General features: G+C 57.1%; 17 protein-coding genes and 1 pseudogene. 16 read left to right on the forward strand and 2 right to left on the reverse strand.

What is annotated here, in order from left to right; translation table 11 throughout:
* Window positions 1-22 precede the first annotated feature (22 nt).
* The 15 genes and pseudogenes from ACA047_RS10865 to ACA047_RS10935 all read left to right on the forward strand — a co-directional run bounded on the left by ACA047_RS10865 (window position 23) and on the right by ACA047_RS10935 (window position 18399).
* Complete coding sequence (locus ACA047_RS10865) at window positions 23-811, forward strand: alpha/beta fold hydrolase (protein WP_497359173.1); 789 nt, start codon at window positions 23-25, stop codon at window positions 809-811.
* Between the two features lie 51 nt (window positions 812-862).
* Window positions 863-1264 (forward strand): PaaI family thioesterase, encoded by a 402-nt coding sequence (locus ACA047_RS10870; protein ID WP_497359175.1) that lies wholly within the window; start codon window positions 863-865, stop codon window positions 1262-1264.
* Between the two features lie 83 nt (window positions 1265-1347).
* Window positions 1348-2328: an acyl-CoA desaturase gene (locus tag ACA047_RS10875; protein ID WP_497359177.1), complete on the forward strand. Its 981-nt coding sequence runs from the start codon at window positions 1348-1350 to the stop codon at window positions 2326-2328.
* 23 nt (window positions 2329-2351) lie between these two features.
* Window positions 2352-2627: an acyl carrier protein gene (locus tag ACA047_RS10880; RefSeq protein WP_497359179.1), complete on the forward strand. Its 276-nt coding sequence runs from the start codon at window positions 2352-2354 to the stop codon at window positions 2625-2627.
* Window positions 2624-3487, forward strand: a complete 864-nt coding sequence (locus ACA047_RS10885) for a class I SAM-dependent methyltransferase (RefSeq protein ID WP_497359181.1) — start codon at window positions 2624-2626, stop codon at window positions 3485-3487. Before ACA047_RS10880 ends, ACA047_RS10885 begins: the two co-directional genes overlap by 4 nt.
* Window positions 3488-3513: 26 nt before the next feature.
* The gene (locus tag ACA047_RS10890) at window positions 3514-4764 is read left to right on the forward strand and encodes a cytochrome P450 (protein ID WP_497359183.1); all 1251 of its coding nucleotides are present in this window, start codon (window positions 3514-3516) and stop codon (window positions 4762-4764) included.
* A 20-nt stretch (window positions 4765-4784) separates the two neighbouring features.
* Complete coding sequence (locus ACA047_RS10895) at window positions 4785-5516, forward strand: thioesterase II family protein (RefSeq protein ID WP_497359185.1); 732 nt, start codon at window positions 4785-4787, stop codon at window positions 5514-5516.
* Entirely contained in the window at window positions 5498-7195 is a 1698-nt protein-coding gene (locus ACA047_RS10900; RefSeq protein ID WP_497359187.1) for a fatty acyl-AMP ligase, read from the forward strand. The genes ACA047_RS10895 and ACA047_RS10900 overlap by 19 nt, the downstream gene beginning before the upstream one ends.
* Before the next feature lie 37 nt (window positions 7196-7232).
* Window positions 7233-7676, forward strand: a complete 444-nt coding sequence (locus tag ACA047_RS10905) for a PaaI family thioesterase (protein WP_497359189.1) — start codon at window positions 7233-7235, stop codon at window positions 7674-7676.
* A gap of 131 nt (window positions 7677-7807) precedes the next feature.
* Window positions 7808-8392, forward strand: a pseudogene (locus tag ACA047_RS10910) (OPT/YSL family transporter); the annotation flags it as partial.
* A gap of 317 nt (window positions 8393-8709) precedes the next feature.
* A complete protein-coding gene (locus ACA047_RS10915; protein WP_497359191.1) occupies window positions 8710-10011 on the forward strand; it encodes an efflux RND transporter periplasmic adaptor subunit in 1302 nt (433 codons plus the stop codon).
* Complete coding sequence (locus ACA047_RS10920) at window positions 10008-13223, forward strand: efflux RND transporter permease subunit (protein ID WP_497359193.1); 3216 nt, start codon at window positions 10008-10010, stop codon at window positions 13221-13223. The genes ACA047_RS10915 and ACA047_RS10920 overlap by 4 nt, the downstream gene beginning before the upstream one ends.
* Window positions 13220-16327, forward strand: a complete 3108-nt coding sequence (locus ACA047_RS10925) for an efflux RND transporter permease subunit (RefSeq protein WP_497359195.1) — start codon at window positions 13220-13222, stop codon at window positions 16325-16327. Before ACA047_RS10920 ends, ACA047_RS10925 begins: the two co-directional genes overlap by 4 nt.
* Window positions 16328-16344: 17 nt before the next feature.
* A complete protein-coding gene (locus ACA047_RS10930; protein ID WP_497359197.1) occupies window positions 16345-17772 on the forward strand; it encodes an efflux transporter outer membrane subunit in 1428 nt (475 codons plus the stop codon).
* A gap of 171 nt (window positions 17773-17943) precedes the next feature.
* The gene (locus ACA047_RS10935) at window positions 17944-18399 is read left to right on the forward strand and encodes a hypothetical protein (RefSeq protein WP_497359198.1); all 456 of its coding nucleotides are present in this window, start codon (window positions 17944-17946) and stop codon (window positions 18397-18399) included.
* 129 nt (window positions 18400-18528) lie between these two features.
* On the opposite strand, the gene ACA047_RS10940 is transcribed toward ACA047_RS10935, so the two are convergent.
* Entirely contained in the window at window positions 18529-19503 is a 975-nt protein-coding gene (locus tag ACA047_RS10940) for a quinone oxidoreductase family protein (RefSeq protein WP_497359199.1), read from the reverse strand.
* 110 nt (window positions 19504-19613) lie between these two features.
* On the opposite strand from ACA047_RS10940, the gene ACA047_RS10945 reads away from it, so the two are divergent.
* Entirely contained in the window at window positions 19614-20480 is an 867-nt protein-coding gene (locus ACA047_RS10945; protein ID WP_497359200.1) for a LysR family transcriptional regulator, read from the forward strand.
* 160 nt (window positions 20481-20640) lie between these two features.
* Here ACA047_RS10945 and ACA047_RS10950 read toward each other — a convergent pair whose 3' ends face one another.
* Complete coding sequence (locus ACA047_RS10950) at window positions 20641-22818, reverse strand: TonB-dependent siderophore receptor (protein WP_497359201.1); 2178 nt, start codon at window positions 22816-22818, stop codon at window positions 20641-20643.
* Window positions 22819-22978 lie beyond the last annotated feature (160 nt).

Raw genomic sequence — 22978 nt, forward strand, 5'->3', positions numbered from 1 at the left:
GCCTAATATCATGGAAGATAAAATGACCGCCGTACTGATCAACGGAAGGCCGATTAGCTTTACAGATACTCTGGATGGCGACGTAGCAATAGTACTTTCTCATGGTCTATTCATGGACCAAAGCATGTTCGATGCTCAGGTTCGCGCGTTACGTGAGCACTATCGAATCATCACTTGGGATCAACGAGGGCATGGACAAGATGCTTCCGTCACTGAGCCTTTCAGCCTCTGGGATAGTGCAGACGACCTCTCCGCTCTACTGGACCACCTCAATATCGATAAGGCCGTTTTATTGGGCATGTCGCAAGGTGGCTACGTTAGTCTGAGGGCTGCACTGCGTTACCCCGAAAAGGTTCAAGCACTGGTTTTGATCGCCACACACGCTGGCGTGGAAGAAGAAGGCCAGAAAGCCGTATATACACAGCTTCTGAGTGCATGGCTTGAAAACTCCCTGACTGATGAAATTGCACAACGTGTGTCGGGATTTATCTTGGGAGCGGATAAAGAACTGGCTGTACCTTGGATCAAAAAATGGCAAGCCATTGACGACAGCACATTATGTTTGAATTTTAAGGCGCTGGCAGACCGCGATGACCTTTCTCCTGCGTTGAGCAAATTGCAGATGCCAGCACTCGTCATATGGGGCAATGAAGACGCTGCGATCAGTAGTGAACAGGCCAGGCAGCTAGAGGCAGGAATTATTCATAGCCGATTCATGGAAGTTGTTGGCGCCGCGCATTCGGTCAACATGACCCACGCCGACATAGTCAACGCGGAAATCAAGACGTTTTTAGCTGACGCGCTTTCATAATTGAGCTACAGAGTTCCACGCATTTATTAAAATAAGAAAAAGGAGCGCGAAATGGATGTTCCGCAGGATTTCAAGCCGTTATTTAGAAGCAGCCCTTTTCTTGATCTTTTAGGTCCCTTCTATTACCGGGAAAATACTGAAGGTTTCACTATTGGGATTCGTGTACAGGAGAAACACGCCAATGCGCGTGGACTCGCCCACGGAGGCTTATTCATGGCGCTGGCAGATGTCGCCCTAGGCTACAGCGCAGCTTTTGCGAAAGACCCACCTCTCAAACTGGTGACCACTGCACTGACAACCGATTTTGCCGGTTCCGCCAAGATAGGTGATTGGTTGGAAGCCGTGGTGGATGTTCAGAAAACCGGAAGTCGATTAGTTTTTGCGAACAGTTATATCAGCGTTGGAGATGAGCGAGTGGTTCGCGCCAGCGCTTCTTTTCTAGTGGTTAGCTGAAGCGCGGATGGCGATTATTATGCTAGGCAATAAATAAGCGCCACGTATAGCCAAATTAACGATATGTCACGGAGTGATTGACGATGGACAGTGCTGCGCGCTCACCCGAAGTAGATCAAATTTCCGAAGAAAAAAACGAACGTAAGATAGTGAAGCGCAAAGCGATAAGCAGTCCGTACTTTCATCGACTTCAGCGCAAGCATTTTCTGCTCTTTGATATTCTCCCTGTATTTGGCGTTGTTCTGGCGGGGTTGTTGGCATTTTATATACCCGTAAGCGCATTGGATATTGGTTTGTTCATTGCCTTTTGGGCGTTGACTGGGATCGGCGTCAGTGTCGGCTATCATCGATACTTTACTCACCGCTCGTTTAAGGCCAAGCCGGCAGTTGGTGTTGCCTTAACGATACTGGGTTCCATGGCCGGGCAGGGGGCCCTGCTGTCTTGGGTGGCCATGCATCGGCGTCACCACGAGTTGAGTGATCAACCAGGCGACCCGCATTCACCCAATCTGCATGGCTCCGGATTAGCAGGCATCATCAAGGGGCTGGCGCACTCACACTTCATGTGGATGAAGGAGCACGATTACCCCAACGTTGCCTACTACGCTCCAGATTTGATTCGAGATCCACTCATCGCCAAAACGGCGCGTTATTACTACACGTGGGTCTATCTTGGCCTGCTAGCGCCGGCATTACTGGGCGGACTGCTTAGCCAATCTTTATGGGGCGCGTTGAGCGGCTTCCTTTGGGGAGGGGCTGTCCGCATGTTCGTTGTGGGGCACATCATTTGGTCCATCAACTCCATACTTCATCGATTCGGTACGCGACCTTATCAATCCAAAGATTACAGCCGCAATGGTGGTTTATTCGGTTTAGTCACCTTCGGAGAGTCATGGCACAACAACCACCATGCATTCCCCGAGTCCCCTTCATTCGGGTTGCAATGGTCAGTATTCGATCCTGGTTACTGGTTTATCCGGGGCTTGTGCTTGATTGGGATGGCGTGGGATTTACGAGTCCCCACATTGCAACGAAGGACCAGCCGTAAAAAAAGAAACGTATAGTCCCTCTAAAGGAAAACTCAATCATGACTGCATATGAATCTGTCTCGATAGAAAAAGACACCATTGTCCAATGGTGTAAAGACCAGATAGGCGAGCTGCTGAATGCTCCCGGAGTCAGCATCGATGAAAATAAAGATTTCAGTGAGTTGGGGTTGGACTCCTCGTTGGCAGTGTCTTTGTTAATCGAAATCGAACAAAAATATGGCGTAGAGATCTCGGCAGAAGAGTTATTCGATAATCCCAATATCAGGGCCGTGACTGGGTTGATCATGGGTAGGGACAGGAAGTCGGAAAAATGAACGCTTTAACAACTGAGCATCGACTGGAAGAGGAATCGAAAGCGATACGCCATCATTATGATGTGGGTAACGATTTTTATGAGTTGTGGCTAGATCCAACACTTTCTTACTCTTGCGCTGTATGGGCCGGTAGCGAGACCCTGGAGAGTGCACAAGTCAAAAAAATAGCGTATCACCTTGAGGCGATTGATGCGAGAAATGTACAGTCGGTGCTTGATATTGGCTGCGGGTGGGGGGGTGTCCTTGATGCGTTGGAGAATATGCCAAACATAAACCGCGCGGTAGGACTGACGCTGAGTGATCAACAAGCGGCTTATATACAAAGGCAGTTATATTCGAAGGTGGCCATAGAAGTAAAAAATTGGCAGGAATTCGTCCCCGCAACACCATTTGATGGGATCATTTCCATTGGTGCCTTTGAACACTTCGCATCTCCTTCAGATAGTGTTGAAGAGAAAATAGCCATCTACCGAAGTTTTTTTACTTCCTGTCGAAAGTGGTTGAAGCCCGGGGGGCGGCTTTCGTTGCAAACAATTGCCTATGGTTCCATGTCACGAGAACAGGCAAGTACTTTCTTCAACGAGCAAATATTTCCCAATGCGGACCTGCCCACGTTGGCAGAAATAGTTCAAGCGACGGAGGGGATTTTCGAAATTCAACGTGTCGATAATGGCCGGCTGGATTATGCGAAAACGTGTGAAGAGTGGTATCGCCGGTTGTCCGCCAATAGGGCAGTTGCTGTGGAACGTGTCGGCGATGCAGTCGTTACCCGTTATCTCCGCTACCTGAAAATGTCAGCTTATGGTTTTCAGTTCGGAAAAATTCAGTTGTTGAGACTCCAACTTCAAGCTATCCGATAATCAATCTGATGGAAGGGAACCTCACGATGTCTGATGGTGCTCAGGGTCATATATTGCCACCCGGTAAATTCATGAATTTACCCCGATTCAACCCTTTTTCCGCTGAATTTCGTGAGACACCGTATGGTGTTTACCGTCAGTTACGTGAGCTGAACCCTCTGCATAAAGTGTTGGGTATGTGGGTGGTCACCCGACATGCCGATGTCATGAGTGTTTTGCGCGATCGTAGTTGCAATGCAAGCATTATTCCGAAACAGGTTGATAATCAAGCCGCTAAGTTTGGTCGCGATAACGCACCGTTTCAGCGGTTGGCCTACAAATCAATCGTATTCACCGAGAATCCCGACCACCATCGTTTGAGAAAATTGATGAACATCGCGTTTTCGCAGTCGGCGATAGATCAATTGCAAAGCTCTATAGAAAGCATTATCCAAGACCTGCTGCGGGACGCCTATCAGCAAGGGGGGATGGACATCATATCTGGCCTAGCCCAACCCACGCCGTTACGAGTGATGTGCGAATGGATCGGACTACCCGACGAAATGCACTCGACCATCGATGCCTGGACCCATGCCATCCGCTTTCTGTTGGAGCCTGGATTGATGGTCAAGGACGATTTTGAAAAAGTCAGCACGGTTCTTGATGAATATATGGAGTATCTCTCCAATGTCATTGCCGAACGTAAGAAAAATCCAAAGCAGGACTTGATCAGCCAACTGCTTGGTCTGCAAATCGATGGTGATCGCTTGACTGATGAGGAACTGATCTTCGTCTGCATCATGTGCTTTGTTGCCGGAAACGAAACCACCAAAAGCCTGATTGGTAACGGCATAAATGCCTTGCTGGAGCATCCTGAGCAATACCGCTTACTCCAGGAGAGGCCGCAGCTAATTCCCTGCTGTGTACAAGAGGTTTTGCGGTTCGAGACACCTCTGCAACATACCAAACGCTTCGCGACAAAAGAGTTGATCCTGGATGGGCACGTTATCAACGCAGGGGATCAGATTCTACTGTGCCTGGGTTCGGCCAATAGGGATGAGCGCGTTTTTCCTGCTGCTGACCGCTTTGATATTCAACGTAAGACAAAGGGGCATTTAGCATTTGGCTACGGTATGCACGGTTGCTTAGGTGCATTGTTAGCCGAGCGCCAGATGCAGGCTGTACTTTCCAGATTGTTGGAAGGGCCTGGCTTGATACGCCGTCACAGCAAACCGACGTGGCAGGCGGGCAGCTTCATCGTTCGAAGCTTGTCGTCTCTCGATGTTCAGTTTGTCTGACTCTCCCGGGATAAGGTGAAATGCACACACAAAACATCTCCCTCATCTGTTTTCCTCACGCAGGTGGCAGTAACGCGACTTATAACGGGTGGGGATCCCTTCTCTCGGAAAACATTCGAAGAATCAAACCGGAATGCTTCGACGGGCCTGCCCAAAGAGCCACGTTTACTGATGTCGACAGCTTGTCTACTCATATCGCTGAACAGCTCATTCGGGAGAGTCAGCCACTCGCGTTATACGGTCATAGCATGGGTGCAGTATTGGCTTATGAAGTCGCCCGCAAGCTTTCTATTTGCAGCGCTGTTCAAATAGTGCATCTATTTGTCTCGGGTAGACGCGCACCACAGTTGGCAGCACGATTGGCGCCGATTCACGACCTGCCGGACCAAGCGTTCCTGAATGAGTTGATAGCCTATGGCGGTGTTCCGGACGCCCTCGGTACCAGCAGTCGACTGTTGAATACACTTATGCCGATCATCCGTAATGACTTGGCTCTGGTAGAAACTTACCAGTTTAATCCCACGCATACATTGAAATGTCCTATCAGCGCCCTCTATGCCGTCCATGATCCTGTGGTTGAGACCGACGAACTAATGGCGTGGCAGGAGAGAACGACCGGGGACTTCAGTTTCCATGAGTTGAGTGGCAACCACTTTTTCCACTCGTCACGGCCTCAAGGGATAATCGACATCATTCATCACTCATTGAGCGCACAAAGCACTGGGAGGGTTGAATGCAAAAATTTCGTTTGATGACCGATTGCCTGGACAACCATAGCGAGCGCCACCCGGAAAAACCGGCCTATATTTTTCTTTCTGAAAAATTGGTGACGGAAAAAGAGCTGACTTTCGCACAGTTGAGAATCGAGGCGAGGCAGTTTGCCGGTCGTCTGTTAGAGACAGTCCAACGTGGCGATAGAGCGTTATTGATATTCCCGGCGGGATTAGATTTCATCATCGCTTTTTTTGGCTGCCTGTACGCAGGAGTGGTTGCTGTACCTCTCTGTCCACCCAATAAAAAACGATCACAACGCACCCTGCAGGGCATCATCGACGACTGCGCCCCACGTCTTATTATTACACTCAAGGCCCTAAGCAACTCCCTTCAGGATCAAGACCATCGAGAATCGTTGTCATGGCTTGAGGTGGACGACCCAGGGGGACGCCAACAGTCTACGTTTCCCCTTGACTATTTTGCAGTCAACGCTGAGGACCTGGCGTTTATTCAATATACGTCAGGTTCGACATCCACTCCTAAAGGCGTCATGGTGACGCATGCGAACATTGTTGCGAATCAGGCAATGATTCGCGATGCGTTCGGTCATGACGAAGCTTCTACCGTCATAGGGTGGGTTCCGCATTATCACGACCAGGGTCTTATCGGAAACATTTTTCAACCGATGTTTGTCGGCGCAACAAGTATTCTGATGTCGCCAGTAACATTCATGCGCTGGCCATTGCGCTGGCTTCAAGCAATATCTCTCTATCAAGCCCATACAAGCGGTGGACCAAATTTTGCTTTTGGTGCCTGTGTTAAAGCCCTTGAGCGAGAACCAGATATCGATCTGGATCTGAGCACTTGGCAAGTCGCGTTCAATGGTGCCGAGCCAATTCGTAACGATACAATGAGTGAGTTTCAGGCTGCTTTCAAGCGATTCGGTTTCAGCAGAAAAGCTGTTTATCCCTGTTATGGCTTGGCTGAATGCACGTTACAAGCGGCAGGAGGTGTCAAGGGAGCAGGCTTGATAACACTGAACGTTGACAAGCAGGCGCTGCGTGATGGAAAAATTCTGCTGACGAATACGGCTCCCTGCCAAATATTGGTGGGTTCGGGTAAAGCATTGCCGGGTACACGTATAGAAATAGTTGATCCGGCAACCCGGAAAGCCCGCACATCACTCGAAATTGGAGAGATCTGGATAGCGGGTCCCCATATTGCACGAGGTTACTGGAACCAGGAACCTCTCACCGCTGACACCTTCGCAAATCGATTATCAGGGGACATTCAACAGCCTTATTTAAGTACCGGAGACCTTGGATTTGTTCACCAAGGGGAGTTATATGTGACGGGCCGAATAAAAGACATGGTCATTATCCGTGGTAAGAATTATTACCCGCATGATATCGAGCACGCTGTTTCAGCGGCTCACCATAGTCTAGAGAATTCGGCGTGCGCGGTATTTTCGCTCCCGGACGCTGAAGACAAACTAATTATCGTTCAAGAAGTGCGAAGAGAGTGGAGAAAGAAAATCGAGGGGAACGAAATCATTTCGATCATCCGGCAGGCAGTGGTTATAAACAATGAGATTACTCCCCACGACATTGTTTTATTGATGCCAGGAAAACTACTGAAAACCAGTAGTGGTAAAGTCATGCGCAATGCAATACGTACTCAGTACATCGAAAAAAAACTCGAGCGATGGCTTGGTTAGTATCGTTCACAAATCCAGATTAATAAGGATGAATACCATGGAAGATTTCGCTGCAAGCAATCCCGACTTTGACAAGCACGTCCGAGGTGCAGTACTCAGTATGCCAGCAGCAAAGTTGCTGGGGTTTCATTATAACTACCTTAAACCCGGATATTGTGAAATCGAACAGCCAGCTCGCAAAGAACTCACTCAACATAGTGGCTACTTTCAAGGTGGTATCGTCGGAGCGTTGGCAGATTTTGCCGGGGGTTCGGCTGCTGGAACCCTGCTGCCTCCAGGCTGGATAAATATGACTACAGATTTTACTGTAAAACTAATTGCCCCTGCTGATGGTGAAAAGTTACTAGCCAGGGGGAGAGTCATCAATGCATCGAACAACACCACGGTTGCGGCGGCTGATTTGTTTGCCGTGAAACAAGGTAAGGAAACCCTCTGCGCCACCGCTCTGGTTACTATGCGAAATATTCCCTTGAAAGTATGAAATTGCTATTTGGATAGCGCCGCGAACACAGCAGAGTCCGGATGCCCAACAATGCCCCGTTGGCATTGTTGGTGGTCTTGCGTCGATACTGAATTCGTAGAAATTCGGATGCTCACTTCTGGCCCAGACCGCTGGTGGAGTGGTTGCTATGGCCGGGCGTGAGTCTGATGGTCTGCTCGACCCTGGCCTCTCTGGCGATTCGTTTGTGGGCATTGCACAAGTCCACCAAGGCGGGCGGCGGATCGACCTGGGCGGTACCCAAGGCTGGGCCTGCCGCCGGGTTCGTGCTGTCGATCATATTGGTGGTGAGCCTGCAGGCGCTGTTGTTCGGCATCAACCTGTGGATGGCATTATTGACCATCCCCTTGGCGATCTGCCTGGCTGCCGTGGCCGCCCGGGTGGTCGGCGCCACGGGCATTCCGCCCATCGGGGCCGTCGGACAATTGTCCCAGTTGAGCTTCGGCATCGTCGCACCGGGGCAGGTGCCGATCAACTTGATGAGCGCCAACACCGCCGGCGGCTCGGCCGGGCAATGCACGGACTTGATGAACGACTTCAAGGGGCTGCCTTGGATTTGGCCTTCGTCTTGCCGGCCTCGGTGTCGCTGGTCGACCCTCACAGAACGCTTCGCCATCACCGCGGCGGCGGGGTTGATTGCCGGGGAAAGCATTACCGGGGTGGGGGCGTCGTTGTGGCAGATGGTTGAGAGTTTGTGATGGTCAGGAACGACGGGCTTTGTATATCGCCTACCGACGCAAAAGCGCCAATGGGGTCGGCCGCGCCTCAGTAGGGCCTGGCAGTGTAAATAATGTGCAAAGGTCGCCCCTTGCGCTTGTTTGGGCGCAATCGCGCAGGGCTAAATGCGCCCATGAACTCAAGCGGGCCGATCCCTCGAACCCAGGGCCTGTTTGAATATGCTCGGTGGCCCATCTGCATATTGTTTGCACATTGGCTCGCTGTGCTGACCAGTGATTTGCCGGCCTTACGCCGTTGAGCGTTGTGCTCCTTGTCCCTTGCCCAGCAGAAGTTCCCAATGACCCAAACTCCGGCAGCCCGCTCACACAAGCGCCTCTTACTCGCGCTCCTGATAGCCGCAGCCATTGGCGCTGCCGTTGTCTACGTCAAGCACTCACCGTCCACCGCGCCCGGGGCTGACGCTGGCATGCCAGCCCCGGGAGGACCAGGAGGACCAGGAGGACCAGGAGGACCAGGAGGACCAGGAGGACCTGGGGGCCGTCACGGCGGGCCGGGGATGATGGACCCCAATGCGGCGGTCAGTGTTGCCGTCGGCACCGCTGGCACCGCGGATGTGCCAGTGATCCAGCAGGCGCTGGGCACGGTCATTGCCAACTACTCGGTCACCGTCACCAGCCGCGTCGACGGCGAACTCATGGCTGTGTACTTCACCGAAGGGCAATACGTAAAGAAGGGCCAGTTACTGGCGCAGATCGACCCGCGCTCTTACCAGGCCACCTTAGATCAGTACCAGGGCGACCTGGCGCAGAACCAGGCGCTGCTCAAGAGTGCGCAGTTGACCGCTGAGCGCTACAAGCGTCTGTTCGCCAAAGACTCTATCGCCAAGCAGGACCTGGACACCCAGATCGCCACTGTCGGCGAGTACGCCGGTGCGGTGAAGAGCGACCAGGCGCAGATCGATGCCGCCAAGCTCAACCTGATCTACGCCAAGATCGCTTCGCCCATTGATGGCTACGTCGGCCTGCGCCTGGTGGACCCGGGCAACATTGTGGCGTCCAGCAGCACGACCGGCATCGTCACCGTGACCCAGACCAACCCCATCGCCGTGACCTTCAGCGTGCCCCAGGCCCAGTTGGCGACCCTGCTGCCCAAGATACGCAAAGGTGAAGCGCTCAACGTGCAGGCTCTGGATCAGTTGGGTAACACGCCGCTGGCTAATGGCACGCTGAAATTCATCAGCAACGAAATTGACACCAGCACCGGGAGCATCAAGCTCAAGGCGTTGTTCGACAACCCTGACGAGAAGCTCTACCCCAACCAGTTCGTCAACGTGAAGCTGACCACCGACACCCTGCGCAACGCCGTGGTGGTGCCGTCGGCCGCCGTGCAACTGGGCGGCGAGGGTGAATTTCTGTACGTGGTCAAGGACGGCAAGGTCACCCGCCGTATCATCAAGGTCGGTCCGGTCATGGGCGACCAGACGGTGATCAGAGAGGGCGTGGTCCAAGGCGAACAGGTCGTCACCCGCGGCATTGACCATTTGCGCGAAGGCAGCAAGGTCGAGGTCGAGAAACCGGCCAGAACCGATACGGCCTCGGCTAAAACCGCGAAGCCGGTCATTGGCGACAAGACCCGATGAACCCGTCTCGGCTGTTTATCCAGCGCCCGGTCGCCACCGTGCTGCTGATGCTGGCAGTGATGCTGGCGGGCATTTTCGCCTACCGCTTGCTGTCCACCTCGGCGCTGCCGCAAGTCGACTACCCGACCATCCAGGTCAGTACGTTGTACCCGGGTGCCAGTTCCAACGTGCTGGTCTCGGCCGTCACCGCACCGCTGGAACGTCAGTTGGGGCAGATGTCGGGCCTGTCGCAAATGTACTCGACCAGTTCGGCCGGGGCCTCGGTGATTACCCTCAAGTTCTCCCTGGACCTCTCCCTGGATGTCGCCGAGCAAGAAGTGCAGGCGGCCATTAACGCCGCCGACAGCCTGCTGCCCAGCGATCTGCCGAACCCGCCGACCTATAAAAAGGTCAACCCTGCCGATACCGCCGTGCTGACCCTGGCCGCCACTTCCGACAGCCTGCCGCTGACCAGGGTGCAAGACCTGATCAACACTCGCGTGGCTCTCAAACTCTCGCAAATTTCCGGCGTGGGTATGGTCAGCCTGGCCGGCGGCCAGCAGCCAGCGGTGAAAATCGAGGCCAACCCCACCAGCCTGGCGGCCCACGGCTTGACCCTGGAAGACGTCTACAACAAGGTTAACGCCGCCAACGTCAACGGCTCCAAGGGCGGTTTCGATGGCCCTTCGCACTCCATCACCATCGACGCCAACGACCAATTGCGCGATGCGGTGGAGTACGGCGAGCTGGTGCTGGCCTACGAAAACGGTGCGGCCCTGCGCCTCAAGGACGTCGCTACCACCACCGAAGCCCCCCAGAACCAGTACCTGGCTGCCACGGCCAACGGGCAACCGGCAATCGTCATCACCGTGCAACGCCAGCCCGGCGCCAACGTTATCGAAGTGGTCGACAGCATCAAGAAAAAGCTGCCGACCCTGCAATCGGCGTTGCCTGACTCGGTCAAGCTCACCGTGATCAGCGACCGTACACAGACCATCCGCGCCTCGATCAAGGACGTGCAGATCGAGTTGCTGCTGTCCATCGGCCTGGTGGTGCTGGTGACCTTTGCCTTCCTCGGCAACTTCACCGCCACCCTGATCCCCAGCCTGGCGGTGCCGCTGTCGCTGGTGGGTACTTTCGCCGTGATTTACCTGGCCGGCTTCAGCATCAACAACCTGACGCTGATGGCGCTGACCATCGCCACCGGTTTCGTCATCGACGACGCCATCGTGGTCGTGGAGAACATTTCCCGGCACCTGGAGGAGGGCGAAGAACCGATGGCGGCGGCCCTCAAGGGCTCCCAGGAAATCGGCTTCACCATTATTTCGCTGACCTTCTCGTTGATCGCCGTGCTCATTCCGTTGCTGTTCATGGGCGACGTTGTCGGGCGGTTGTTTCGCGAGTTCGCCATCACCCTGGCGGTGGCGATCCTGGTGTCGATGATCGTTTCCCTGACCCTGACGCCGATGCTCTGCGCCCACCTCTTGCGCCACGTGCCTGAAGGCGGGCAGGGGCGCTTCGCCGCCTGGGGCGATCGCCAGTATCAGAAGGTGCTGAACGCTTACGACCGCGCCCTGGTGTGGGTGCTGGATCACCAACGCTTGACCCTGCTGGTGGCGGTCGGCACCGTGGCACTGACCGGCTTGCTCTATCTGATGGTGCCAAAGGGCTTCTTCCCGACCCAGGACACTGGCTTGATCCAGGGTTTCACTCGCGCCTCCCAAGACGTGTCATTCGCCGAAATGGGCCGCCGTCAGCAGGCGCTGCTCGACGTGGTGCTGCAGGACCCGGCCGTGGAGTCGGTGTCGTCCACCATCGGTGTCGACGGCACCAACAACGCCCTGAACAACGGCCGCCTGCAGATCGAGCTCAAGCCGTTCGAAGACCGTGACGACACCGCGACCCAGGTCATCACCCGCCTGGAGAAATCCGCCAGTGCCGTGGCCGGTATTCAGCTGAATCTGGTGGCGTCCCAGGACCTCACCGTCGACGACCAGCTGACCCCGAGCCAGTACCAGTTCACCCTGGACGACTCGGAAAGTGCCAACCTGTCGGCGCTGATACCCAAGCTGGTGAATAAGTTGCAACACCGCCCGGAAATGCGTGACGTCATCGACAACCTGCAAGACCAAGGTCTGGTGGCCTACGTCGAGCTGGACCGTGCCGCCGCCATGCGTTACGGCATCAGCGCCTCGGACGTCGATACGGCGTTGTACAACGCCTTCGGCCAGCGCTTGATTTCCACCATCTTCACCCAGTCCAACCAGTACCGCGTGGTGCTGCAGGTGCCGGGCAAGTTCCAGCAATCGCTGGCAGCCTTCGACAACATCTACCTGGCGGCGGCCACTAGCAGCACCACCGGCAATAACAGCAGCACCACGACGAGCAGTACTGGAACATCAACCGGCAGCAGCACGTCGTCGAGCACCACCAGTTCGACCAGTTCGACCAGCAGCACTAGCACAACGGCGCAGATGGTGCGCCTGACCGAGATCGCCAAGGTTGGCCAGCGCACCGGTTCGCTGTCGCTCGGCCGCTTGGACCAGTTCCCGGCCGTGACCCTGTCGTTCAACCTGGCTGACGGCTATTCCTTGGAGCAGGCGCAGCAAGCCATTAGCCAAGTCATGACCGAACTGGACGCGCCCAGCAGCATCACGCTGCGTTATCAGGGCGCAGCCGATGCCTTCCAGACCGCCACCGGCAACACCCTATGGTTGATTCTGGCGGCGGTGGTGACCATGTATATCGTGCTGGGCATGCTCTACGAGAGCTTCATCCACCCGGTGACCATCCTCTCGACGCTGCCGTCAGCGGCCATCGGTGCCTTACTGGCGCTGTTACTGACAGGCACCGAGTTCAGCCTGATCGCGTTGATCGGGGTGATTCTGTTGATCGGTATCGTCAAGAAAAACGCCATCATGATGATCGACTTTGCCCTGGAAGGTCGCCAGCACCAGCGCCTCAATGCGCGGGACGCCATCCACCGGGCGGCGTTGCTGCGGTTGCGACCGATCCTGATGACCACCCTGGCGGCGCTGTTTGGCGCCTTGCCGCTGATGCTCGCCACTGGTGCCGGTGCCGAACTGCGCCGGCCACTGGGCCTGGTGATTGTCGGCGGGCTGATGCTGAGTCAGGTACTGACGCTGTTCACCACACCGGTGATCTACCTGATGTTTGATCGCCTGTCCGAGCGCGCGAAGGCTCGTATGAACCGGGGCAGGGCGCAGGCATGAACCTTTCACGGCTGTTCATCCGTCGCCCGGTAGCGACCCTGCTGCTGAGCCTGAGCATCACCCTGGCGGGCATTCTGGGCTATACACTGCTGCCGGTGGCGCCGCTGCCCCAAGTGGATTTTCCTACCATCATGGTCAGCGCCACCCTGGCCGGGGCGAGCCCCGAGACCATGGCGGCCACGGTCGCGACGCCACTTGAGCGCAACCTGGGGCTGATCGCCGGCATCACCGAGATGACGTCAACCAGCAGCCAGGGCTCCACCACGCTGATCCTGCAATTTGAGCTGGCGCGCGATATCAATGGCGCCGCCCGTGACGTGCAGGCGGCCATCAACGCCTCACGCAGCTTGTTGCCCAGCGCCATGGCATCGCTGCCTACGTACCGCAAGGCCAACCCGTCCGAGGCGCCGGTGCTGATGCTGGCGTTGGTATCGCCGACCCGCAGCCCGGGCGAGCTGTACGACCTGGCCTACAGCAAGTTGCAGCAGAAAATCGCCCAAGTGAATGGCGTGGGTGAAGTGTCGGTGCGCGGCGGCGCCTTGCCCGCCGTACGCATTGACGTGCAGCCCAACCTGCTGAACCATGCCGGTATCTCGCTTGAGACCGTGCGCGAAGCCATCGCCAACGCCACCAAGGCCAAGCCCAAGGGCATTCTGCAGGGCGAGGGTCAGAGCTGGGTGATCGACGGCAACGACCAGATTGACAAGGCCAGCGACTACCAGGCCCTGGTCATTACCTATAAAAACGGCGCCGCCGTGCGCCTGCGCGATGTCGCCAACGTTTACGACTCGGTGGAAGACACCTTCGTGGGCGGTTACTACAACGGCCAGCCCTCGGTGACCCTGGGGGTGACCCGCCAGGCCGGCGCCAACATGCTGGAGACCATCGACAGAATCAAAGCGCTGATCCCGGAGCTACAACGCGAGATCCCCGGCGACGTGCAGTTGATCAGCGTCATCGACCGTAGCCCTACGGTGCGCTCGTCGCTGCATGACACTGAAGAAACCCTGTTGATCGCCACTTTGCTGGTGATTGCCGTGGTCTTCGTGTTCCTGCGCAACCTGCGCGCCACGTTGATTCCGGCGGTGGTGCTGCCGGTCTCGCTGATCGGCACCTGTTCGATCATGTACCTGCTGGGCTACAGCCTCGACAACTTGTCACTGATGGCGCTGATCATCTGCACCGGTTTCGTGGTGGACGACGCCATCGTCGTGCTCGAGAACATCGCTCGCTATCAGGAGCAGGGTATGCGTCCTCTGCGGGCGGCGCTGATGGGCACCCGCGAGGTCGGCTTCACGGTGCTGTCCATGACCTTGTCGCTGATCGCCGTGTTCATCCCCATTTTGCTGATGGGGGACATTGTTGGCCGGCTGTTCCGCGAATTTGCGGTGACCTTGAGCATCGCCCTGGGCTTGTCGATGCTCGTGTCCCTGAGCCTGACGCCGGTGCTGTGCGTCATGCTGTTGCGCCAGCCGGTTCACGACGCCAGGGAACCGCGCCTGTACCAGTGGATCGAAGCCGGCCTGGCGCGCTTGCAGGCGGCGTATTTGATAGCGCTAACCTGGGTCATGCGCCACCGTTTGCTGACGCTGTTCAGCCTGTTGCTGACTGTCGCTTTCAACGTCTACCTGTATGCCACTGTGCAGAAAGGCTTCTTTCCGGCCCAGGACACAGGGCTGCTGATGGGCGCCGTGCGCGCCGACCAGAACATCTCGTTCCAGGCACTCAAACCGCACCTGATGCAGATTGCCCACGACCTGGCCGCCGACCCCGACGTGGAGGCGGTGATGTCGTCCACTGGCAGCGGCCGCGCCGGCTCGCGTAACACCGCTGAATTCTTCATCCGCCTCAAGGACTACAAACAGCGCACCGGCAGTGCGGCAGCGGTGGCGAACCGGCTGACCAGGGCGAACAACAAGGTGGCGGGCATCCAGGTATTCCTGATGCCGGCTGAGGACCTTCGCGTGGGTGGCCGCAGCGCCAACGCCAGCTACCAGTTCAGCCTGCAGGCGGACGACTTGGACCAGTTGCGGTTGTGGGCGCCCAAGGTCGAGGCTGCGCTGCGTGCGTTGCCGGAATTGACTGGCATCGACTCCGACTCCCAGACAGGTGGCCAGGAACTCAAACTGCACATCGACCGCGCCGCCGCCAGCCGTTTGGGGGTGAGCGTCAGCGACATCGACAACCTGCTGAACAACGCCTATAGCCAGCGCCAAGTGGCGACTCTGTACAAGACGCTCAACCAATACCATGTCGTCATGGGCCTGGACCCGGTGTACACCAGTGACTCGACCATGCTCGATCGCATGTACGTGATCAACAGCGATAACCAGCAGGTGCCCCTGGCCGCGCTCGCTACCTTCAGCCCGGGCAACGCGCCACTGCAAGTGGCCCACCAAGGTCAATCGGCCACCACCACGATTGCCTTCAACCTGCAGGACGGGGTGTCGCTGGGACAGGCCACGGCGGCCATCAACAGCGCCGTCGACAAAGTCGGCCTGCCACGGGACATCCAGTCCGGCTTCGCCGGTACCGCCCAGGCTTACGCGTCGCTGGCGGCGAGCATGCCGTGGTTGATCGCAGCGGCGTTGCTGGCGGTGTACATCGTGCTGGGGGTGCTGTACGAGAGTTACATCCACCCGCTGACCATTCTGTCGACCTTACCCTCGGCGGGCGTGGGGGCGCTGTTGCTGCTCAATGTGATGAACATGCAGCTGACGGTGATCGCCCTGATCGGCATTCTGTTGCTGATTGGTATCGTAAAGAAGAACGCAATCATGATGATCGACTTCGCCCTGATGGCCGAGCGCGACCGTAAGCTGACGCCCGAGCAAGCCATCATTGAGGCCTGCCGCATGCGCTTCCGTCCCATCATGATGACCACCCTTGCGGCCTTTTTCGGCGCCTTGCCCCTGGCCTTGGCCAGCGGCGGCGATGCCGACTTGCGCAAGCCGCTGGGCGTGGCCATTGCCGGTGGCCTGGTGGTAAGCCAATTGCTGACGCTGTTCACCACGCCTGTGGTGTACCTCTATCTTGACCGCCTGAGCCATGCTTCTCGGCGTTTCTGGCACACGCGTATACGCCGTACTCACGTGCGCGGCTGACTGACAAGGGTTAATGAATGAACGCTCTAGTGCCTTCGCGCCTCTGTATTGCCGTGTTGCTGGCCAGCAGCCTGCTGGGCGGTTGCACGGTCGGCCCCGACTACCACAAACCGACTGCGCCGATCTCCACCACCTTCAAGGAAGCCGAAGGCTGGAAGGCGGCGAACCCCCAGGACGAGCTGCCCAAGGGGCCATGGTGGGAGCTGTACCAGGACCCGCAACTGAACACGCTGGCGGCCCAGGTGCAACTCAATAACCAGAACGTTGCGCTCTACGCTGCCCAGTACCGTAAGGCCCTGGCGCTGGTGCGTGAGTCCCGAGCCGACCAGTTACCGAGCCTGAGCGGCACGGTGGAGAATACCCGTAGCGAGTCTGCCACTGGTTCTTCGTCCAGCAGCACTACCAGTAGCGGGGTGAGCAAGGATTACTCGGCGACCCTTAGCCTGAGTTGGGAAGCAGATATCTGGGGCAAGCTGCGTCGCACCGTCGAGGAAAATCGCGCCAGCGCGCAGGTCAGCGCCGCTGACCTGGCCAACGCCACCCTGAGCGCACAGTCGTCCCTGGCTCAGGATTATTTCCAGTTGCGCATTCTCGATCAGCGTATCGCCCTGTATCGGGAGACCATTGCCGGTTACGAACGCTACCTGCAAGTCATCCAGAACAAATACGACGAGCAGATCTCCTCGCGGGCTGATTTGGCCACCGGTAAGACCCAGCTGCAGAGCGCCCAGGCTTCAATGCTCGACCTACAGTGGCAGCGCGCTCAGTACGAGCATGCCATTGCTTTGCTGATCGGCAAGGCTCCGGCAGATTTCGCGCTGGCGGCGGACCCGGCCTGGCAGTACCACGTGCCCACCGTGCCACTGGGCGTGCCCAGCCGCCTGTTGGAGCGCCGCCCGGACATCGCCGCGGCAGAACGCGACATGGCTGCCGCCAACGCCGCCGTCGGAGTGTCGACGGCCGCGTACTACCCGGATCTGACCCTGAGCGCTAGTGGCGGCTATGAGGGCTCGAGCATGAGCAACCTGTTCTCGTTGCCCAACCGCTTTTGGTCCATTGGTCCGAGCCTGACGGGCACGATCTTCGACTTTGGCGCCACCAAGGCCGAGGTGGAGCAGGCCCGCTATGCCTACGACGCCAAGGTCGCGACCTATCGTCAGACGGTATTGACAGCATTGGGTGAGGTCGAGGATTACCTGGTGGAGCTGCGTACCTTGCAGCCGGAATTGGAAGCTCGGCGTAATTCTGCGCAATCGGCCGAGGAGTCGGCGTCGGTCAGCCGCGACCAATATGAAGCCGGGGTTATCGACTACCTCGATGTCGCCACCACCCAAGCCACCAGCCTCAGTGAACGCCAGAGCTTGCTTAGCCTGGTGGCCACGCAGTTGGTGACCAGCGTCCAGCTGCAAGCAGCCCTGGGCGGCTCCTGGACCGGGGGGCACTGATCCCCGGCGGAAGGTGGGTTCCTGGAGGTCCGCTGGCAAGTCGAGGTCTGTAAAGCCCCGGTTGCAATCTGCCATTTATCGTCGTGGTAGCATCCATGCGCCCTTGGCAACGGATCGTTCTTGTCTGTGAGCGGTCCCAACGTTGAAGTATTCGTCCATAGGAGGTTTCGCATGCTCTGGAAGTCAAATCTCGCACTGCTCGCCCTGTCTGCCGCCGCCTTTTCGGCGCAGGCCCAATCCGATCGTCAAGTGGTCGAGGACATGGTGACCCGCTCGGCCAATGTCTGCCCGGGCCACAGCATCGAGCGCACCACGCCCACCGTGAAGGCGGTGCCTGTCGGCGCGTTGCGGGTCATGCTTGATCGCGGCCTGGTCATGTGTCCCGACCGGCGCCTTGATGTTGACGCGCCGGCCGTGTTCTACGGCAGAGTTGGCGTGTTCGAATGGAACCCCGAAGTGGAAGCAAGCTCGGAGGTGATCGCCAAGCAGATCGACGTCATGACCCGCAAGGACGAGTACCCACCGGACACCCTGGTGTGGGACGCCAAGGGCACCCCCCTCGAGCAGCGCACCGTGCCGGCTTTCGAACCCAAGCCGGGGGCTGCTGTGCTGTACCAGATACGGTAAGCCCTGCCGACGAGGCGCTGGGAGCAAGCGTCAGATTGATTTTCATGGTCATGGCTTCCAAGACAGTCTGGCGCGCAACGGCACAGTCGGCAGATCGGAACAGGACAAATCAAAGCGCCTACGCTGCCGTCAAACAGTGAGGATTACGCTTCCCGTCGTCCTTCCTGATTCGAGGTCGGCGTGGGCCCGTGTAGCCTCTATGAATGGATAGCGCGCGCCGATAGGCGCGGCCATACCATCCACCAGCATCTCCATTAGCTCGGCGGTCCCGGACCTATATAGCTCAGGGTCATTTGCATACAAAAGCGAGCTGGGTCGTGTCAGCGAGATCGAACGGGTAAAACCCAAATCTTCGACTCGTACAGGCGCAATTGGACCCGCAGGCTGCCCCAAGCTTGCGACAACCCCAAAGGGGCGCACGACACTCAACGAATGGAAAACCATAGCGCCGCCGATACCGTCGATTGCGAGATGGACCCCTTTTCCATCTGATAGGCGAACAGTGTCTTCGGCCCAGCTCGCATTCGTATGTAACAAGACAAAGTCGGCTCCCGCCGCTCGCGCCAATTCCACCTTTGCTGCCGAGCCGACCGTGGCAATAACGTTCGCGCCAAGCCGTTTCGCCCAACGAACGACTATCTGTCCCAGCCCGCCTGCCGCCGCGTGCACGAGAATCCAGTCGCCGCGCTTCGTTGCATGGACCTTGTTTAAAAGCATATGTGCGGTGAGTCCGCGGAGCATCGAGCTGCCAGCCGTCTCGAAGGAGAGAGTGCCAGGTATCTTGACGAGCCGGGTCTCTGGGAGAAGGCGCGATTCAGCGTACGCTCCGAGCGGTGCCCCTGCGTAGGCAACGCGGTCGCCGACCCGCAGATGGCTCACATCCTTGCCTATCTCGACGACCACGCCGGCACCCTCGAAGCCGAGCACGGTTGGCAGCGTCGCGACCGGATAAAGGCCGCTGCGAAAGTAGGTGTCGACGAAATTGACGCCAATCACCGATTGAGTAACGAGTACCTCACGTGGTCCAGGACTGCCAACCTTGACGTCAATCGGTTGCAATACATCCGGGCCCCCAACCTGCGTCATCGCTATGGCAAGACTCATAATTCTCTCCCTTTTCTTTGGTGCGCATATACACAGGTAGAAGCCTATGACCCGGACGTATATGGTGTAAATTCCGCAGATGGCCAAAGCTAATGTGAGAATTTGCACCGATGTTCGATTGGGAGAACATGCGTTATCTTTTAGCGGTGGCGAAGGCTGGAACGCTGTCCGGCGCGGCACGTGAGTTGGGCGTGGACCACGCTACAGTCGGTCGACGGGTCGCGGTGCTTGAAACTGAAATGCAAACGCCTTTAGTCGAGCGTCTGCCACGATCCTGCCGTCTGACGGCCGCAGGTGTTCTAGTTGTCGAGCAGGCACGTCGCATGGAGAGTGCGGCTTTCGATATCGCGCGGCAGGTGAAGTCCCAGCAGGTGTCGTTGAGTGGGCGCGTTACCCTAAGTGCGTCCCCTGTACTGGCAACGCATTTCATCGCACCGCGCTTGTTGGATTTCCGTCAGAAGTATCCTGAAATTCAGTTATCGATCAGCGCGCAGGCGCATCACATCTCTCTAAGTCGCGGTGAAGCGGATATCGCCATGCGTCATGTACGGCCAAGGGAACCAAGCAACGTCGCACGCCGTGTTGGAACGATGTTGTTTGATCTATATGCGAGCCGTACCTATCCCGATCTCGCCACACCAGAGCATTGGGCTTTTATTGCATACGAAAGAGAATTTGCCGATATGCCCCAGCAACAGTGGCTGCTTGGGATTGCAGATAACCGTTCTGTTGCGTGCGAACTCAGCGACATCAGCGGCCATTTGGTTGCCGCCCGTTCGGGCGTTGGAGTCTCCGGCTTGCCTTGCTTTCTGGGTGATGCAGATCCAGCGCTCGTCAAGCTGGAGCACGGCAAATCATCCTTCTCACGCGACATATGGCTGGTCATTCACCGCGATATGAAGCGCTCACCCATAGTGCGTGCCGTCATGAACTATTTTGCTGAGTCTTTCGCGAGCGACGCAGAACTCAGGCCATGAGTTTGTTGGGTGAAAGATGCGCTCGCGGTCGACGATGGCAACCTCTTTTGGCTTAGCGTAGGGGCCAAGAGCCCGCAGCGCCCAATGCCGCCATAAAGAAGCGGGTATCACTTCTTGAACAACGGCATTGTGCGTGTTGCAGGCGCCGCGTTTCACCTACTCAAAATCTGTACTTGGCGGTCATCGTGTAGCTGCGTGGATCGCCGTAGTTGTCGGTGGAGCCCCATGTGGTGTTGTAGCCGATCGAGGAGTAGTAGACGCGGTCGAAGATATTGTTGGCGTTTACTTGCAGATCGAGGTGTTTATTGACTTCGTATCCGGCCATCAAGTCGGTGACGGCGTAGCTGCCCTGTTCGATGCGATAGCTGCCATTGGTGAGCGGCACATCGTTATACATCCGACTCTGCCAGTAGACGTTACCGCCGACCCGGAGTTTTTCCAGAGGACCCTGGAGGCGATACATCGTCGAGACTTTGAACAGATGCTCAGGCGTGTCGGTCTTGAAGCGCTGATTCTCGTTGTCTGGGTTTTCGTCCTTGATGTAGTGGGCGCGGGCGTAGGTATAGCCGGCGCCGACTTGCCAGTGCTCAGTCAGTGCGCCTTGCAGTTCGATGTCCAGGCCCTGGCTGCGAACCTTGCCGGACGCCTCGTAGCAGGTCATGACGGGGCAGCCGAGCTGACTTTGTGCCAGGGTGGCGCGGTTTTTCTGGTCAATCTGGAACACGGCCAGGCTGGCGTTGAGAGCGCCGTCGAAGTACTCACCCTTGATGCCGGCTTCATAGTTTTCGCCAACGATCGGATCAATCAGTTTGCCGGAGATCTGCTTCGAGGTTTGTGGGGTGAAGATGTCGGTGTAGCTGGCGTAAACGGAGTGATGGTCGTCCAGCTTGTAAATCAGGCCGGCATAACGCGTTAGATTACGGGTGACTTTGTAGTCGCCGTCGCCAGTGCGGTCATCGTAGTCATACCAGTCGAGGCGGCCACCGAGGATCAGCGTAAGCGGATCGGCCAGGCTCAGGCGGGTGGTGAGGTAAACGGCATCCTGGGTGGTGACGTTGCGGGTTTTACCGTCCCGAACGAAGTCCGGCTTTGGCGCACCGATCGGCCACGTTGTGGTGTACGGGCTGTACTCTTTGGTGGTCGCATCGTAGGTGCGGTTGCTGGCCCCGACGACCACTTCGTGCGTGCGGCCGAAAGCTTCGATCGGGCCGCTGGTAAATGCGTCGAAAGCGGTCTGCTTATCGGTGTGATGCGATTGATAGGCCGTGGTCTCCAGCGGGCCGGCGTAACGCGACAGGTAAGTGCCGGAGAACTCGCCGTCTAGCGTTGAAAACGAGCCCGCTACATGCAGTTTCCAATCGTTATCGAAGCGGTGCTCCACTTCGCCGAACGCGGTGTCGATTTGCAGCTTCCTGTTTTCCCAATCTGTGCCTGGGTAGGTGGAGCGAGGCAGATCCAAATGGTGGCCGTCGGTTCCGATAGGCAAACCACCCCAGAAATAGTTGGTCTGCTCCTGTTGGCGGGAAAAGCCCAAGGTCGCCGTGGTGCTTTCGCTCAGGTCGGCTTCACCGATTGCGTAGAACAGACCGTGGTCGTTTTCTTCTTTATCGCGAAAGCTGTTGGCCCCCTGGTACGAACCCACCACACGTCCACGCAGCGTCCCACTCTCGTTAAGCGGACTGGAGGCATCGACCTCGCCGCGATAATTATCCCAGCTGCCGGCTGCGCCGGTGAGTGTTACTTGTTGGTCGGCCGTGGGGCGTTTGCGCACCATGTTGATTGCTGCCGAAGGGTTGCCGGCCCCGGTAACCAGGCCGGTTGCACCACGAATGATTTCGACCCGGTCGAACATCGCCAGGTTGGGTTGCACAGCTATCGAGTAAGGCTGGTAAGTGCTGGGCAACCCGTCATACATGATGTTGTCGATGTCGAAGCCGCGGGAGCTGTAAGTCTGGCGCCCCGGACCGCTCGACTGGCTGAGGAACAACCCTGGCGTAGCCTTCACGACATCGTTAATGCTGGTCATCGCCTGATCGTCCATGCGCTGACGAGTGATGACGGTCACTGCCTGAGGCGTTTCACGAATGGTCAGCGGCAGTTTGGTTGCGGTCTGCATGGGGCCAGTGGTGTAGGAGCCAGAACCTTCGGTGGTGCTGCCCAGCTGACTGGCACTGATTTCGGTTGCGCCGAGTTCCAGCGTGCTGGGCGCAGCGTTTTCTACCGGTGTTTCGGACGGTGCGTCGTCTGCCGAGGCAGGTGCGATGCCTGCTATGCAGAGGGTGAGGGCCAGCAGGTTAGGTGAAAGGTTCGAACGGCGGTGAGTGGTGTGAAATAACATCAATCTGATTCCCCAAGCGATACCAAAACAAATCAAATACGAATGATTGTAAGAATTATTATCATTAGTGTGTCAGATCGGACTATTTGAATAAAGGCGCGCGGGTCAGTTGGTTAACAAAAATTTCACATTGGTAAGGCGTCTATGCTGCCAAGGAGGC

It is taken from the genome of Pseudomonas sp. LBUM1664 (genome assembly GCF_059695895.1).

Coding starts and splice junctions, on each gene's coding strand:
- ACA047_RS10865 (WP_497359173.1), top strand. CDS start 23: ATGACCGCCGTACTGATCAACGGAAGGCCGATTAGCTTTACAGATACT.
- ACA047_RS10870 (WP_497359175.1), top strand. CDS start 863: ATGGATGTTCCGCAGGATTTCAAGCCGTTATTTAGAAGCAGCCCTTTT.
- ACA047_RS10875 (WP_497359177.1), top strand. CDS start 1,348: ATGGACAGTGCTGCGCGCTCACCCGAAGTAGATCAAATTTCCGAAGAA.
- ACA047_RS10880 (WP_497359179.1), top strand. CDS start 2,352: ATGACTGCATATGAATCTGTCTCGATAGAAAAAGACACCATTGTCCAA.
- ACA047_RS10885 (WP_497359181.1), top strand. CDS start 2,624: ATGAACGCTTTAACAACTGAGCATCGACTGGAAGAGGAATCGAAAGCG.
- ACA047_RS10890 (WP_497359183.1), top strand. CDS start 3,514: ATGTCTGATGGTGCTCAGGGTCATATATTGCCACCCGGTAAATTCATG.
- ACA047_RS10895 (WP_497359185.1), top strand. CDS start 4,785: ATGCACACACAAAACATCTCCCTCATCTGTTTTCCTCACGCAGGTGGC.
- ACA047_RS10900 (WP_497359187.1), top strand. CDS start 5,498: ATGCAAAAATTTCGTTTGATGACCGATTGCCTGGACAACCATAGCGAG.
- ACA047_RS10905 (WP_497359189.1), top strand. CDS start 7,233: ATGGAAGATTTCGCTGCAAGCAATCCCGACTTTGACAAGCACGTCCGA.
- ACA047_RS10915 (WP_497359191.1), top strand. CDS start 8,710: ATGACCCAAACTCCGGCAGCCCGCTCACACAAGCGCCTCTTACTCGCG.
- ACA047_RS10920 (WP_497359193.1), top strand. CDS start 10,008: ATGAACCCGTCTCGGCTGTTTATCCAGCGCCCGGTCGCCACCGTGCTG.
- ACA047_RS10925 (WP_497359195.1), top strand. CDS start 13,220: ATGAACCTTTCACGGCTGTTCATCCGTCGCCCGGTAGCGACCCTGCTG.
- ACA047_RS10930 (WP_497359197.1), top strand. CDS start 16,345: ATGAACGCTCTAGTGCCTTCGCGCCTCTGTATTGCCGTGTTGCTGGCC.
- ACA047_RS10935 (WP_497359198.1), top strand. CDS start 17,944: ATGCTCTGGAAGTCAAATCTCGCACTGCTCGCCCTGTCTGCCGCCGCC.
- ACA047_RS10940 (WP_497359199.1), bottom strand. CDS start 19,503: ATGAGTCTTGCCATAGCGATGACGCAGGTTGGGGGCCCGGATGTATTG.
- ACA047_RS10945 (WP_497359200.1), top strand. CDS start 19,614: ATGTTCGATTGGGAGAACATGCGTTATCTTTTAGCGGTGGCGAAGGCT.
- ACA047_RS10950 (WP_497359201.1), bottom strand. CDS start 22,818: ATGTTATTTCACACCACTCACCGCCGTTCGAACCTTTCACCTAACCTG.